Raw genomic sequence first — 16,355 nt, forward strand, 5'->3', positions numbered from 1 at the left:
CAATCACCAAATCCGATTAGCAATTCTGAAGGCTCAACCGCCTCTATTTTCTCCATCCTTTACATAAAAGCACTACCAAATCATCGACTTTGGGATTTCGACGCAGTTGACGCGGGAGAATAACACCCTAAAAAATCCCAACATTTTAGAGGGAACTCTTGCTTATATGTCGCCGGAACAAACTGGCAGAATGAATAGAAGTTTAGATTACCGCACAGATTTTTATTCCCTGGGCGCTACCTTTTACGAACTGCTGACATACCAACTGCCTTTTGACACCCATGATGTGCTGGAATTAGTACACAGTCATCTCGCTAAACAGCCCTTGTCTCCATCTCAGGTGAATCCTGAAATTCCGCAAATTATTTCCGATATTGTCATGAAATTGATGGCAAAAAACGCTGAGGAGCGCTATCAAAGTGCGATCGGAATAAAAGCGGATTTAGAAGAATGTTTAAATCAACTGCACAGCCACAACAATATATCAGTTTTTACCCTAGGGAGTCAAGATATTTCTAACCGTTTTCAAATTCCACAAAAACTTTATGGCAGAGATCGAGAAATTGATAGCTTACTGACAGCTTTTGCACAAGTCAGCCAACAAGGAAAAGATGTCTGTGGCACAAGTTCACTGATGCTGATTTCGGGATATTCGGGTATCGGCAAATCAGCTTTGGTGCAAGAATTATACAAGCCGATTACTCAACAGCGCGGTTATTTTATATCGGGCAAATTTGACCAGTATCAGCGCAACATTCCCTACAGCGCAATTGTCAGCGCTTTTCAGGATTTAGCCAAACAACTGTTAACAGAAAGCGAAGCGCAACTTAAAGAATGGCGGGAAAAATTATTAGATGCATTGGGAATCAACGCTCAAGTCATTATTGACGTAATTCCCGAAATTGAATTAATTATCGGCAAGCAACCCGCGCCGCCAGAATTGGGTGCGGCAGAAGCAGAAAACCGCTTTAACTTTGTGTTTCAAAACTTCATTAAAGTTTTTACTAAACCCGAACATCCTCTGACAATATTTATCGATGATTTGCAGTGGGCTGACGGGGCATCTCTGAAACTGATGCAACTGCTGCTCGGCGCTTCGTCAACGGGACTGTTTTTAATTGGGGCCTATCGGGATAACGAAGTTTCTGCGGCTCATCCGTTAATGCTAACGATTGCAGAGATTATCAAAACAGGGGCAAATGTCGATCGCATTTTCCTGTCACCTTTAGATTTAGCCTCTGTTACTCAACTAATTTCCGATGCCCTGAATTGCCAGGAAGCAAGAGTCAACTCCCTTGCGGAGTTAGTCTTTTTCAAAACGGGTGGGAATCCTTTCTTTATGAATGAATTTCTCAAATCGCTTTATACAGAAGGGCTATTACAATTCGACTTTACCCCCAGGGCTGTTTCATTCTCACAAAAACCAGGGTTTTGTAGGGGCGGTGCCCCCGTGCCCCCCCAGCCGATAGACGAGGGCGATTCCCTACGGGATAGCTTCGCCGCGCGTGGGGAGATTGCCCCTACAGGGCTTTCAGATATTGTGGCAACCACGGGGGGATTGCCCCTACAAGAGAATGAAACAGACCAGTCTTACCAAGAGGGGAGCCAGGGGAGTTGGCAGTGGGATTTAGATAAAATTCAAGCGAGAAATTTCACTGATAATGTTGTCGAATTGATGGCTGGCAAAATTAAACAACTGTCACAGAATACGCAGGAAACGTTAAAAATAGCAGCCTGCATTGGCAATCAATTCGATCTGAAAACCCTCGCCTCACTTTGCGGAAAATCTGTGGGACAAACGGCGGATGAGTTGTACGCCGCCGTTGCTGAAAATTTAGTCGTGTTGCTGGGGAACATGGGAGATGTGGAATTAGAAATTGCAGGGAAATTACCCAAGTCCCAATTCCTAGAATTCAAATTTGTCCATGACAGAATTCAGCAAGCGGCGTATTCGCTAATTTCCGAACATGGTAAGCCAATTTTACATCAAAAAATTGGGCGATTTTTGCTGCAAAATAGCCGCGTAGATGGCAGCCCAAATGCCTATCCTACAGAAGAAAAAATTTTTGAAATTGTCAATCAACTAAATTTTGGTTGCGATCTAATTTCCCATCAGCGAGAAAGAGATGAACTGGCGCATCTAAACCTGATAGCAGGTCAAAAGGCTAAAGCATCAACTGCTTATGAAGCAGCGTTTGAGCATTTTAATGTTGGTCTAAAAATGTTGAGTGCAGATAGTTGGAAAAATTCCTATAACTTAACTTTGTGCCTTTATGAAGAAGCAGTAGAGACAGCCTATCTAACAGGTAATTTTATCATCATGAATCAGTTATCAGAGATTGCATTAAAATCTACAGTAATAGTAATTTCTAAAGCAAAAATTTACGATGTGATTATTCAAGCTCATATGTCTCAAGGCAACTTTAAAAAAGGAGTGCAAACAGGTTTATTTTTTCTTAAGTTGTTAGGAATTGATTTACCAGAACAGCCCAAAACTGAGGAGATTAAAAAGGGTTTTGAAGAAACAAATACCCTGTTAAAGGGACGAGAAATAAAAGAATTATTTGAGTTGCCTGAAATGACGCAACCAGAAGCTCGAACCGCTTTATTTATTTGTTCAAGAATGATAGGTACTACCTATTTAACTAATCCTGATTTAATGACACTAATTGTTTTAGCTAATGTCAATTTATCCATCAAATACGGAAATTCAATCTGGTCTGCTTTTGCTTATGCAGCCTACGGCGTTGTTTTGTGTGGAATTGTTGTAGATATTGAGGCAGGTTATGAATTCTCCCAGCTAGCCTTAAAGTTAATAGAACGCTTTAATGCTCGCCAAGTTAAGGCTAGAGTTTTAGATGCTTTTGGCAATCACATTATACATTGGAAAAAGCATCTAAAAGAAAGTAGAAAAATTTTACTTGAAGCTTATTATAGTGCAGTGGAAACAGGAGATTTTGAATTTATTGGTTATGCTTTATTCGATCGCTGCTTTAATTCATATTCAATGGGTTATGAACTTGTTGCACTAGAACAGGAAATAATAAATTATTGTGAAATTCTTAGCAAAACTCGACAAAAAAGTAGCTTTAATTGGGTAGTAATGTATTTACAAATAGTTCGCAATTTACAAAAAAAAAATACCAACACTCTTGATTTAAATAGTGATGATTATAATGAAAACGAATTTTTATCTATACATCAAGCTACTCAAGACAAACAAGGTTTAGCTTTATTTTATTTGAATAAATTAATTTTATGCTATTTATTTGATGAAGCTCATCAGGCAGCAGATAATGCAGTAACTGCCGAACAGTATTTAATTGGTATGACAGGAATGGTTGCTGTTCCTGTTTTTTATTTTTATGACTCTCTCGCGCATTTAACTATATTTAAGAAATCTGCAAACTCCGAACGAAATGCTATACTAAATCGCGTGAATAGCAGCCAAGAGAAAATGCGTACTTGGGCGCATCATGCTCCCATGAATCACTTGCATAAATTTTATTTAGTAGAAGCACTTCGGAGTGAAGTTTTGGGTCAAGTTGTGGAAGCAATCGACTATTACGATCGCGCCATCTCCCTCGCCAAAGAAAACGAGTACATCCACGAAGCCGCTCTCGCTTACGAACTCGCTGCCAAGTTCTATTTATCCAGGGGGAAAGAATTAACAGCCAAAGCTTATATGCAGGAATCCTGTTACTGCTATCAACTCTGGGGTGCGGCGGCTAAAGTTAAAGATTTAGAAACGCGATATCCGCAATTATTTACGATTGATCGACCTGTAAGTAAAAAAAGTTCAACTACATCTACTACGAACAGCCGTTCTAGTTCTTCCTTGGATATCGCTACAGTCATGAAAGCTTCCGAAGCAATTGCTGGGGAAATTGTACAGGATAAATTACTGTCCAGATTGATGAAAATTTTGATTGAAAATGTCGGGGCTCAAAAAGGATATTTACTTTTAGAAAGTCAAGGCAAATTGCTGATTGAAGCTGAAGGTGCAGTGAACGACGAACGGATAACGGTGTTGCAATCTGAACCAGTTGAAAATTGCCAGAAACTTTCTGAAACAATTATCAATTATGTCGCCCGAACCAAAGAAAATGTGGTTTTAAATAATGCCCCTCGTGAAGGCAATTTTACGAATGATTCTTACATCAAAGCTCGTCAGCCCAAATCTATTTTGTGTGCTGCTTTGATGAATCAAGGTCAACTGGCTGCTATTGTTTATCTCGAAAATAACCTCACTACACAAGCTTTTACTCCCGAACGTTTAGAAGTTTTGCAATTGCTATCGGGACAAGCGGCGATCGCACTTACCAATGCTAAACTTTATGCAGAAGTAAAAGAACGCGAAAATCGCCTTACTCAATTTATCAATGCGATGCCGATTGGAGTAACAGTAATTGACAGCGCCGGACAAATTTCCTACGCAAATCCCACAGCTTCCCAACTCAGTGGCATCAATTATATACCCGAATTAAATGCCGCTCAATTTGCCGAAATTGGTCAAGCTTATTTAGCAGGAACTAACGAGTTATATCCCACCGCACAAATGCCAATAGTGCGTTCTTTGACGGGTGAAACTGTCAAAGTAGATGATATGGAGTTCCGCCGACCTGATAAGATTGTTTCCTTGGAAGTTTCCAGCACACCAATTATGGATGAAACTGGTAAAATTAATTATGCGATCGCCACATTTCAAGATATCACCGATCGCAAACAAGCCGAAAAAGTTTTAGCCGACTACAACCGCACTTTAGAACAGCAAGTGAGCGATCGCACTCTCGAACTCCAGCGAGAAATTATCGAGCGACAACGAGCCGAACACGCAGCACAAGAAGCCAACCGAGCAAAAAGCATATTCCTCGCAAATATGAGCCACGAATTGCGGACTCCCCTCAATGCAATTCTGGGTTTTTCCCAACTGTTGAATCGCGGTTCTAACCTATTGCAGGAACAGCAAGAACACCTGGATATTATCACCCGCAGCGGAGAACATTTGCTCGGACTGATTAACCAAGTATTAGATTTATCCAAAATAGAAGCGGGGCGCACGACGCTCAACCCGACAAATTTTGACCTCCACCGCCTACTGGACGACATCGAAAATATGTTCCAACTGCCGGCAGAAAATAAGGGATTGCAGTTCTTAGTCGAGCGGATGTCAGACCTTCCCCAATATGTGCAAACTGATGAAATTAAATTGCGCCAAATCTTGATTAACTTGATTTCTAACGCGATTAAATTCACATCGGAAGGTGGCATTTATGTGAAAATTAAAAATCAGAATCTTGCTCAGCAAATCTGCTTTGAGATAGAAGACACGGGAGAGGGAATTGATGGTAGTGAATTAAACAAGCTTTTTGAAGCTTTTGTGCAAACTAAAACTGGGGAAGAATCGCAACAAGGAACAGGATTAGGTTTAGCTATCGCGCGTTCTTTTGTACAGTTAATGGGCGGTGAAATGACAGTCAGTTCTCGTGCTGGAGGCGGTACTATCTTCAAATTTGACATTAAATTTAATGTAGTTGAAAGTACCGATCGCCAACGGGAACAGCCAACTAGACGAGTTATTGCGATCGCACCCAATCAACCCCGCTATCGAATTCTCGTTGCAGACGACGCTTTTGACAACCGCCAACTGCTGGTTAAACTGCTTTCCGCGATCGGTTTTGAAGTCTACGAAGCCAAAAATGGGATGGAAGCAATAGAAAAGTGGGAGCAATATTCACCGCATTTAATCTTTATGGATATGCGGATGCCGGTGATGGATGGGTATGAAGCTACCAAACAAATTAAAGCCAAAGCATCATCTACTTCCCCCCTTGTTAAAGGTGGCGAAGATGTGAGCGAAACTCAAGCTACAGCAATTGTTGCCATAACAGCAAGTAGTTTTGAGGAAGAAAAAGCCGTTGTTCTTTCTACCGGATGCGATGATTTTGTTCGCAAACCATTTAGAGAAGCAAACATATTTGATGTTTTGCACAAACATATCGGGGTGCAATTCGTTTTTGAAGAACTAAATGCTGCCCCCAGTTTCCCAGAAAATGAAGTAAATGTATTGACAAAAACCGCATTTTCTGAATTGCCTCCTGAGTTAGTAGCCAATCTGCAGCAAGCTATTAGCAATCTCGATTTGGAACAGATGCAAACAGTAATCAGTCAAATTCGCGAAATCAATCAGCCCTTAGCTAGGGCGAGCGCAGCTTGCATTAAAAATTTTCAGTACGAACAGTTGCTAAATTTAATACACACATTGAGGGATGAGACATGAACAAAAACCTCAGTTTTACCGGCGAAGAAAGTATTTTAGTGATTGATGATTGTCCTGAGAACTTAAAACTTTTAAGTGGCATACTATCTGTCGCTGGGTATAAAGTTTACCTAGCTCCCAGTGGCCAATTAGCTCTAAACTTTATCAAAGCAAACTTACCAGACTTAATTTTACTGGATATTATGATGCCTCAAATGGATGGCTACGAAATCTGCGAGCAGATCAAAGCTACTCCAAAAACTCAAGATATCCCAATAATTTTCATCAGCGCTTTGCAAGAAGTTTTCGATAAGGTAAAAGCATTTTCTCTGGGGGGAGTAGACTATATTACAAAACCTTTTCAACAACAAGAAGTTTTAGTGCGCGTCGAAAATCAATTGCATCTGAGAAGGATGTCTAAACAACTCATAGACCAAAATATTCTAGAAGAGCGCAACCGCATGGCGCGGGAAATTCACGACACTTTAGCACAAACTTTTGCAGGCATTATCATACATTTGGGAGCTGCAGAACGGGTAATGGCAGCGAATCCAGAACAAGCACAGGGACACATGAAAACAGTCTGCGAATTGGCTCGCTCTGGACTTGCTGAAGCACGGCGCTCCGTAGAATCTCTGCGCCCGCAACTTTTAGAAGATGGCGATTTGTATAGCGCTTTCAACCAAATTGCTCAACAAATGTCATCAGATACTGATACGCGCACTATTATTGAAATGGTTGGCACGCCATATTCCCTACCATTAGAGGTAGAAAATAATCTGTTGCGGATCGGGCAGGAAGCATTAACAAATACTTTTAAATATGCCAAAGCTACAGCGATCAAAATTGAGTTTATTTACGAAACAGCCAAGTTTATTTTGCGGGTGCAAGACAACGGACAGGGATTTAATACGGAAAGTATCGGTTTGAGCAATGGCTTTGGTTTATTGGGGATGAGAGAACGCGCCGATCGCATTAACGCGCAGCTAACTGTAAACAGCAGCCCTGGAAACGGAACAGAAGTTATAGTTTCAGTTAATTGCCAGTAAAGTAAGATGCACATTTCGTACCATACATAGTAAGTTTGTAGTGATATTTTCGTTTTTTTTGATAAAATTAACAGGGTAAACATGATTAACCAATCAAATATTATTCGCGTTTTAATTGCCGACGATCATTATATTGTGCGGCAAGGTTTAGTGGCGCTGCTGGAGCAGGAATCAGATGTTAAAGTTGTGGCGCAAGCAAGCAACGGCGAAGAAGCTGTGACAATGTTCCGCCAACATCAGCCCGATGTAACGCTGATGGATTGGCGGATGCCGGTGATGGATGGAGTCGCCGCCATTGCTGCGATTTGTGCGGAGTTTCCCAGCGCCCGGATTGTGGTGCTGACGACTTATGACGGCGATGAAAACATCTATCGCGGATTGCAAGCTGGTGCTAAGGGCTATCTGCTGAAGGATGCGGAACCAGAGGAGCTTTTAGCAGCAATTCGGGCTGTTTTTGAGGGTAAAAAGTACATTCCGCTGGCAGTGGGTGTTAAGTTAGCCGATCGCCTGAGTGGGCCTGAATTGAGCGATCGCGAATTAGAAGTCATCCGCCTCATAGTCGCTGGTAAAAGCAACAGCGAGATTAGTGAAGTTCTGCACATCAGCGAAAGCACCGTCAAGTTTCACATCAACAATATTTTGAGCAAGATGGGAGTTAGCGATCGCACGCAGGCCGCGATTTCCGCATTAAAACGGGGGATTGTCAGCCTGTAGTTTAATGAGCAGTATTTTTTTTACTGAGAAATATGACTATTATGACCGCAAATAATGATAAATAAGACCTTAAGTTTTATGTAAAAACTTTTTAGTAAGGCTAAGCTGGAACTCCTAGGACAAATTAGCCCCGATCAAAAAAATGCTTTATTCATTTTTGTCCAAATCTCAAGTCAAAGTCCGCGTTTTAAAACAGTTTGCAGCGGCTGTTTCGGCGTCTTTAGCCCTCAGTGCAATAACCAGTTTGAAACCCTCGCCAGTATTAGCGGCTAGCAATATCCCCCCCGCAAATCAAACCTCGACTCAGTTAGTCGCAAAATCAGATTCTAGCTTGCAGTTAGGGCAGTTACGCACCACTGTTCCCGTGCAGACAATGCAGCTCGGTCCGGGTGGATTTATCCCGATCGCGATCGGCGGTATGATAATTATTCTGGTGCTGCCGCTATTTTTTGGCGGATTGGTGGTAATTGGCGATCGTGAAGTCGGAATTGTCAGTAAAAAGTTTAGCTTCGGCGGCAAGTCTTTACCCCCCGGAGATTTAATTGCCTTAAACGGAGAAGCTGGATATCAAGCTGATACTTTGCCCCCCGGTTGGCACTGGGGTTATTGGCCTTTGCAGTACAACGTTCGCAAAGAGTCTCTAACTGTGGTTCCCCAAGGTGAAATTGCTTTAATTATCGCCGCCGCCGGCGAGTCGATTCCGCCGCAGCGCATCCTAGGCAAAATCACAGAATGCGACAATTTTCAAGATGCTCGCAAATTTCTTAAAAGCGGTGGAGAAAAAGGTCGCCAACTCGGCCTTCTGACGGGCGGTAGCTATCGGATAAATACGGCATTATTTACGGTAATTACAGCAGCTAATGCTCCCAAACACGGGATGACAGCGGAACAGTTGAAACTGTACAAAATTGCTCCCGATAAAGTGGGAGTCGTGACAACTTATGACGGCGTTCCGATCCAAGATGGAGAAATTGCAGGACCGATTATTCCGAATCACGACAACTTCCAAAACGCCCAGAAATTTATCAGTGGCGGCGGGCGGCGCGGCTTGCAGGAACAGGTTTTGCTTTCAGGTTCTTGGAACTTAAATCCTTGGTTTGTCGGGGTGGAACAAGTGCCGATGACGGAAATCCCGATCGGCTATGTCGGCGCGGTTATTTCTTATGTAGGCAAAACCTCAGAAGATGTGAGTGGCGCTGCTTTCACTCACGGAAATTTAGTAAATGTCGGCAATAAAGGCGTGTGGGTGACTCCTCTTTATCCGGGGAAACATCCGCTGAACACTCGCATTTTGAAAGTAGAGTTAGTGCCGACTACTAATATAGTATTGAATTGGTCGGGCAAAACAGAAAGGCACAGTTACGATTCTAAACTTTCGTCTTTAACAGTGCGTTCTCAAGACGGTTTTGCCTTTGATTTAGAAGTAGCTCAAATTATTCACGTCGGCGCTTTGGATGCTCCGAAAGTCATCTCCCGCGTCGGTTCGATGCAGAATTTAGTAGACCACGTTTTGCAGCCGACAATTGGGAATTATTTCCGCAATTCTGCTCAAGCTTATTCTGTATTAGATTTTCTCTCGGCAAGAAGCGGCAGGCAAGCCGAAGCCGCCGAGTATATCAAAGCAGCTTTGCGTACCTACGACGTGCAGGCAATTGATACTTTAATCGGGGATATTTTGCCGCCAGCAGAGTTGATGCAAACTCAAACAGATCGCAAAATTGCTGAGGAACAGTGCAAGACTTATGAGGTGCAGCAATTAGCACAAACTCAGCGGCAACAATTGGTGCGGGAAACGGCGCTGGCTGAGATTCAACAAGAGATGGTCAAATCCGAACAAGGCGTGAAAATTTCTGAGTTGAAAGCGAATTCTCAGGTTAAACAAGCTCAAGGCGAAGCTGAGTCGATTCGGGTGAAGGGAAATGCTCAAGCTGAAGCTTATCGCGCGGGTGTTGTTGCTTTGGGAGGTTCGGGTTATACGGCTTTGCAGTTAATGCAAATTATAGGCGATCGCAAAGTGCGAGTTGTGCCGGATGTTGCGGTAACAGGCAACGGTAGCGGTGGCGGTTTGGTTGATGGTTTGCTGGGAATGATGTTGTGGAATCAAACGGGTAAAAATGGAGAAAATGGCGGGGAGTTGCCGGTAGTTAACCTACAGAAATCGGAATCTGCAACAAAGTTACCAGTAGCAAAGGTGCATTCAGCAAAGCCGCCGGCATCTCGCGCTAATTCCCCTGTTGCGAATTCTGAGGCTGAGATTGATTCGCAGTTTGATGAATTGCCTTTTGACGATCGATCTTTTAGTTAGGTAGTTTTTGGCAAGTTAAATGATTCGTATTTGATCATTCGTAGGGCGCGCAATGCGCACCTTCTACTACACCAGATTTGTAGGGTTCGCATTGCGCACCTTACACGGAATTTAGTCTTTTTTATTTCAGTCCGCGAAGGCGGACTTTGTTTGTGCAGACGCGAATTCTATCGGCCATAAAATTTATGTTTGTGTAGACGCCATTTTTACTCATTGCGAGTTATTAGGTGTTGGATGCAGTGGAAAGAAAACAGCCAACGAGACACCGAAAAAACCTGCAATTTTTTGTATATGTTCTGTTGTAAGTTGACGCTTTTAATGAAATATATCTGAGACAATATACTCGGCTTTCAAAATAGAAACTACGTCTTTTTGTCTAAGGCTAAATTCTTATATCAAAGCTTTTAACAGTTCTATTCCATAAATGTCAGGTATGGGTTCTCAAGTATGCTCGCATTCATAAACTAGAGTTCTAAGTACGTTTAGATAGTCGCGTTCGTCTGGAGTCAGTTCGCCTTTGTCCCACAGAGAATCGATCGCTTTTTGAGTTACAATTAATTCCTACTCAGCAGTTATGCGTCGGGGAGGAAATGTTTTGAGTAGTTCGATATAAGCGCTAGAGTTGTTCATGTGAGTACCCTCTATTGAGAAAGTAATATTTTATCATTGTAGTTGAATGATTGGATTTTTTACCGCAGATGAACGCCGATTAACGCGGATATAATTTAGTTAGTTGTCACGGATAAATCTTGAGGCAATTCATCGCGGTTGAAAACTTTGTACCGATCGCAGTACAATCGATCGATATTGCATCTGAGGAATCTCCCATGTCAGAACCGTTTTCCACTGAGATTAGCGATCGCATCTGCACTCACATGAACGAAGACCACGCGAGTGCTGTCGTGCTATATGCTCAAGCATTTGGCGACCAACCGCAGGCAACGGAAGCTCAAATGCTCGCTATTGATGCCAACGGTATGGATTTAAGCGCTAAAGTCAACGACGAAACAGTGCCTGTTAGAGTAAATTTCGATCGCACTTTAAAAGACGCCGAAGATGCTCACCACACTCTCATTGAAATGGTTAAACAAGCTCGAAAAGTTGCTAAGTAGTCAATTGCGTACTATTCTGTTATAGTTTTAACATTTGCAGTACGGACTTTAGTCTGGTTCAATAGTTGTTAAGGACTCAAGTCCTTATGGAAAACCTTTAGTTGTGTTAATTTTATTTAAAAGACTAAAATCCGTACTGCAAAAAAAATTAATAAAGTTTAATTTTACTCTAAAATACCAAATAAAATGACCGATACTTACCCCAAATCCAAAGAATTAGAGGCTGTCAATGGCAGTAAAAATAACCATTTCGACCCACTGGTAAAGCGACTAGATTTGATGATTCGCGCCCGCTATTCGCTGCTGTACATTGTCAGCGCGGAGGAGGAACCGGTCGAAGCCGTAATTGCCCAAGTAGCACTGCAAGTAACTCCCGCGCGCCGGGTGTTGTTCTGGGATCTTGTGCGCGGCTGGGAGGATAACGGTTCTGGGAAAGGTTCGGTAATGGCGGCGCTCGATCGCGTCAGCAAAACTGCTGTTGAAGAATATACCATATTTGTACTGCGGGATTTGCACCCTATTTTGAAATATCCCTACAGCGAAAAAAGCGCGGCGGTAGTGCGAGAATTGCGGAATTTAACGCGAGAATTGAAGCGCAGCAAAAAAACTATAGTTCTTACTTCTCACACGCTGGAATTGCCGGAGGAATTGAAAGAAGAAGTAACAGTAATTGATTTTCCTTTGCCCAACGTCCAAGAAATCGACAGTTTAATTTCCCACGTTGTGGAAAAGCCACAACAGTTGCAAGTTAGCGGGTTAGCAAGAGAACAGTTGGTTAAAGCTTGTCAGGGTTTGAGCCGCGCTAGAATCGGGCGGGTTTTAGCTAAAGCTTTGGCTGCAAAACAGCAAATTAACGACTCAGATATTGACGGAGTTTTGGAGGAAAAACAGCAAGCAATTCGCCAAACGGGAATTTTGGAGTTTTTCAACTCCAGAGAATCCCTAAAAAGTGTGGGCGGCTTGGAAAATTTGAAACAGTGGGTAAAAATGCGGCAAGATGCTTTTACTGACGAAGCGCGTCGCTACGGAATACCCAATCCGAAAGGCGTTTTGTTAGTAGGAATTCAAGGAACGGGCAAATCTTTATCTGCGAAAACAATAGCCTCAGAATGGCGTTTGCCGCTGTTGCGGTTGGATACTGGGAGATTGTTTGGCGGCGTGGTCGGGGAAAGCGAAAGCCGCGTCAGGCAAATGATACAATTAGCAGAGGCGATCGCACCTTGCGTTTTGTGGATAGATGAAATAGATAAAGCCTTCGGCAACATTATCAGCGGTAGCGACGGCGATTCGGGAACTTCGCGGCGGGTATTCGGCAGTTTGATAACTTGGATGCAGGAAAAAACCAGTCCGGTATTTATTGTCGCAACTGCAAATAACGTCAGGATTTTGCCGGCAGAGTTGCTGAGAAAAGGCAGGTTTGATGAAATTTTCTTTTTAAATTTGCCCTCAGAATCGGAACGGCAAGATATTTTTAAAGTGCATTTGCAGCGACTGCGGCCTACTAGATTGCGCGAGTTTGATTTGGCTGTTTTGGCGAAACGCGCTGAGAATTTTAGCGGTGCAGAAATCGAGCAAGTTGTAATAGATGGATTGTATCGGGCGTTTGGAACGTTTGTAAACGGACAGCGCCGGGATTTGATGACGGAGGATATTTTGAGGTCGATCGAGGATACTGTACCTCTAGCTGCGATCGCGCGATCGCAAATTGAAGATTTGAAGCGCTGGGCGGCGGAAGCGGGCGCGAGAACAGCTTCTAACGATACTCACTTAATTGATGAATTGAAACGCTACAGCCAGCGGCGGAGGGATGCGATCGACAATTAACTTAATTTTGCATCTGTTTGTAGTCAGGACTTTAGTCCTTATTCCTGATTCACCAAAACTTGCTCGGACTCATTTCCTCACTACAAACCCAACCTAAAAATATCCGCATAAATAGAATTTCCCTCAACCATTCTCCCCGCATCCGGCGAATCGTAAACCACTAACAGCGAATTCTGCCCACCCAAATACGAAAACAGCGACAACCCCTCAGCATTGTCCGCCCCCACCTTAAAAGGCAAGTCAAACAATACCTCCAAATCTCCCCCATCTTGTCCAGTAATACTGTCGCCCGATCGCCCTAAAATTCCCTTTAACCGACACACCCTCATCTCTCCAGATAACGTCATCGTCGGCCCGGCTAAAACAATCAAATCTTCCCCATTCCAGCACAATTCTCTCACGCCCAGACCGTTCAAATCAACAAAATGTTTCTTGTAAAATTTCTCTCCTTCCCCAATCGCCTTAAGCCTTAAAACTCCCGGTTCTGCCTCTTCAACTTCTATCTCTAAAATTATTGCCCAACCCCGCAGCACCGGCCCCCGCAAACCGAGGAAAATACGATCGCCCCGCACCGCTAACCCTTCAATATCAAAGCCATTTTCTTTACTCGGAATCGGCACAGATAAATATAGACCGAGGTGGCTGTCATCTTTGAGCGCATCTGTCAGCAAATTGCCCGTTTCTGTCCGCTGAAGGCATCCAACTTTCTGTTCTCTTTGATTGTCTGAATGGGAAATTGACTCGCACAACATTCCGTCTTTCATAGGAAGGCGCGCCAGCAAATAGCGGTTGACTTCTGTCTCGATTTGTGCTAATCTTTCAATGTCTTTTTCGGGGTTTTTGCCTTTAGCTTTTTTGCGTTTTGTGCTGTGAGAACCGACCACCCAAAGATAATCGCTGCAGAAATCAATTCCTTCGATATCGATTTCGCATTCTCCCGAAAGTTCGAGAAAATCTGCGATCGCAAATCTTTGATGTTCTCCAAAAATATGAGGCGCGACAGGCGACAAACGCTCGATCGAAGTCGTTTCATCTGAACCCAGCCACAAATTGCCGTCGGGAGTTAAAACAACAGCGGATAAGTCTGTAATAATATCAGCCGCTTCGCTGTTAAATTGCAGCAGCAGCCGACCGAGCAAAAAGGATTCTGGCATAATTATTAGGATCGAAACTATTCTTAGGGTAAGTCATTATAGTTAAACCTGCTTGAAACTGAGATCTTGCCACAGGTGTAATAGTCCGCCGGGAATTCCTTCTCCGTCTCAAATCTTGCATTCAGTTAAAACAGAAATGTTGCACCATTCTCAATAAAGCTTTTATGGGCCGGCTAGGAGCAACGGCCCACAAGAAAATTTAATTTTTGTGGAACAGGCACCTTGCCTGTTCATCAAAGAGGTGCAAGATTTGAGTTAAAACCGACAGAAAACTAAAACAGATATCCTCCTCAAGCCTCATAGCAAGAACTTCCGTTTTGAGATAAGGATTTTTAACCCCTAGCGGGTCAAACAGCAGTCGGCGGTAATTATTCCGCAAACCGAACCTCCACAGACGGATAACACCCTAATTTAAGCATTAACATCGCCGTTACCTTTCGTTACGATAAGGAGACAGAGAGAAAAACCTCTCATTCGTAAAATCAGAGGTAGCCATTATGAACGGTACATTTCGCGTCGGCAACCTGTTTGGGATTCCCTTCTTTGTCAACGCATCTTGGTTTTTAGTTCTGGGTTTAGTAACCTGGCAGTACGGCGGCGCATTAGCTGCCCTGTTTCCCACATTGGGCCCCGTAGCGCCCTGGATGCTGGGATTATTCACAGCGTTACTGTTATTTGCTTCCGTCTTGGCCCACGAATTAGGACACAGTTGGGTAGCCATAAAACAGGGAATTGGCGTGAAATCGATTTCGCTATTTCTGTTTGGCGGACTGGCTAATTTAGATAGAGAATCTAAAACCCCCGCAGAAGCATTTTGGGTAGCGATTGCAGGCCCGTTGGTGAGCTTATTTTTATCCGGTTTGTTAACAGCGATCGGCATCGGTGCTGGTCTCACAGGCCCCGCAGCCGCCATTGTCGGACTTTTAGCTTCCATCAACTTAGTTCTAGCCTTATTTAACTTAATTCCCGGCTTGCCCCTCGACGGCGGCAACATCCTCAAAGCGATCGTCTGGAAAATTACTGGCAACCCTTACAAAGGTGTAATTTTTGCTAGCCGCGTCGGTCAAATAATTGGTTGGATTGCCATTGCTACAGGCGTATTCGGCAATATTTGGAATCTAGTAATCGGTTGGTTCTTACTGCAAAATGCCGGTCAATCTGCCCAATATGCCACAGTCCAAAATAAACTGGCAGGGCTGACAGCCGCAGATGCTGTGACCCCCGAAAGTCCGATCGTCTCGCAAGACTTGTCCCTCAGAGAATTTGCCAACAACTACGTGATCGGTAGCACTCAAACCTGGCGCAGGTTCCTGGCAACAGATGATGCCGGACAATTGGTAGGGGCGATCGACCTAGACGACCTCAAAACCATTCCTACCGGAACTTGGCCCCAAGTTTTAGTTAAAGAACTCCTGAAGCCGATCGAATTTTCCACAACCGTCAAACCAGAATTATCTCTCCTCGAAGTCGTCACCCTTCTAGAACAACTCAAAGTACAAGAGCTCCCCGTCATTCGCGAAAACGGTGTCCTCGTCGGACTTGTAGAAAAAGCTGAAATTGCCCGCCTGCTACAAAGACGAGCCGAAGCGAACCCTGCGTAATATCCTCAGATACTTGACAAATAACACCTGTTTCCCCGAGAAAATGCAACTGTAGCCCCGTGCTTCAAAGTCTGGCAGTCATCAGCCATACCCAATTCTTCAATCGAAAATCGAAAATCGAAAATCGAAAATCGTATAACAGTTAACCCCCTCGATTTCCCCTTACCAAAAGGGCGATCGGGGGGGTTAACAATAGCTTCAAAAAAGTCACATTCAAACACAAATAGTCCTGGACGCAACTGTCACAATAGTTAAAGATTTTTAAGGTGCCAGTTGCGTCTAGGACTGACTAAATACTGACTAAATTATTAAGCTCCCATCAAGAATGATAATTATT

Annotated in this window: 8 protein-coding genes and 1 pseudogene; 8 read left to right on the top strand and 1 reads right to left on the bottom strand. The window is 43.4% G+C overall.

Annotation, left to right across the window (positions count from 1 at the left end; genetic code table 11):
• Window positions 1-76 precede the first annotated feature (76 nt).
• The 7 genes and pseudogenes from QUA53_RS03595 to QUA53_RS03625 form a co-directional block, all read left to right on the top strand.
• Window positions 77-1,399: pseudogene (locus QUA53_RS03595) on the top strand (ATP-binding protein); the annotation flags it as partial.
• A 51-nt stretch (window positions 1,400-1,450) separates the two neighbouring features.
• Window positions 1,451-6,280: an ATP-binding protein gene (locus QUA53_RS29125; RefSeq protein WP_445305230.1), complete on the top strand. Its 4,830-nt coding sequence runs from the start codon at window positions 1,451-1,453 to the stop codon at window positions 6,278-6,280.
• Complete coding sequence (locus QUA53_RS03605) at window positions 6,277-7,308, top strand: response regulator (RefSeq protein ID WP_333095417.1); 1,032 nt, start codon at window positions 6,277-6,279, stop codon at window positions 7,306-7,308. The genes QUA53_RS29125 and QUA53_RS03605 overlap by 4 nt, the downstream gene beginning before the upstream one ends.
• A gap of 84 nt (window positions 7,309-7,392) precedes the next feature.
• Window positions 7,393-8,022 (top strand): response regulator transcription factor, encoded by a 630-nt coding sequence (locus tag QUA53_RS03610; protein WP_333095426.1) that lies wholly within the window; start codon window positions 7,393-7,395, stop codon window positions 8,020-8,022.
• A gap of 142 nt (window positions 8,023-8,164) precedes the next feature.
• Window positions 8,165-10,327 carry a flotillin family protein gene (locus QUA53_RS03615; RefSeq protein WP_333095415.1) on the top strand — a complete coding sequence of 721 codons (2,163 nt, stop codon included), beginning with the start codon at window positions 8,165-8,167 and terminating at the stop codon, window positions 10,325-10,327.
• 749 nt (window positions 10,328-11,076) lie between these two features.
• Window positions 11,077-11,439 carry a DUF2470 domain-containing protein gene (locus tag QUA53_RS03620; RefSeq protein ID WP_333095413.1) on the top strand — a complete coding sequence of 121 codons (363 nt, stop codon included), beginning with the start codon at window positions 11,077-11,079 and terminating at the stop codon, window positions 11,437-11,439.
• Window positions 11,440-11,625: 186 nt separating this feature from the next.
• On the top strand, window positions 11,626-13,263 hold the full coding sequence (locus QUA53_RS03625; RefSeq protein ID WP_333095410.1) for an AAA family ATPase: 1,638 nt from the start codon (window positions 11,626-11,628) through the stop codon (window positions 13,261-13,263).
• Between the two features lie 80 nt (window positions 13,264-13,343).
• On the opposite strand, the gene QUA53_RS03630 is transcribed toward QUA53_RS03625, so the two are convergent.
• Entirely contained in the window at window positions 13,344-14,417 is a 1,074-nt protein-coding gene (locus tag QUA53_RS03630; protein WP_333095409.1) for a DUF3616 domain-containing protein, read from the bottom strand.
• Window positions 14,418-14,914: 497 nt separating this feature from the next.
• Between QUA53_RS03630 and QUA53_RS03635 the strand changes: the two genes are divergently transcribed.
• Window positions 14,915-16,018: a site-2 protease family protein gene (locus QUA53_RS03635; RefSeq protein WP_333095407.1), complete on the top strand. Its 1,104-nt coding sequence runs from the start codon at window positions 14,915-14,917 to the stop codon at window positions 16,016-16,018.
• The last annotated feature ends 337 nt before the right edge of the window (window positions 16,019-16,355 follow it).

The organism is Microcoleus sp. Pol12B3 (assembly GCF_036701355.1).
Taxonomy (GTDB): domain Bacteria; phylum Cyanobacteriota; class Cyanobacteriia; order Cyanobacteriales; family Microcoleaceae; genus Microcoleus.

What these genes read in the sequence shown, in the direction of transcription:
- QUA53_RS03625 (WP_333095410.1), top strand. Translation starts at nt 11,626, where the DNA reads ATGACCGATACTTACCCCAAATCCAAAGAATTAGAGGCTGTCAATGGC.
- QUA53_RS03635 (WP_333095407.1), top strand. Translation starts at nt 14,915, where the DNA reads ATGAACGGTACATTTCGCGTCGGCAACCTGTTTGGGATTCCCTTCTTT.
- QUA53_RS03605 (WP_333095417.1), top strand. Translation starts at nt 6,277, where the DNA reads ATGAACAAAAACCTCAGTTTTACCGGCGAAGAAAGTATTTTAGTGATT.
- QUA53_RS03630 (WP_333095409.1), bottom strand. Translation starts at nt 14,417, where the DNA reads ATGCCAGAATCCTTTTTGCTCGGTCGGCTGCTGCTGCAATTTAACAGC.
- QUA53_RS03615 (WP_333095415.1), top strand. Translation starts at nt 8,165, where the DNA reads ATGCTTTATTCATTTTTGTCCAAATCTCAAGTCAAAGTCCGCGTTTTA.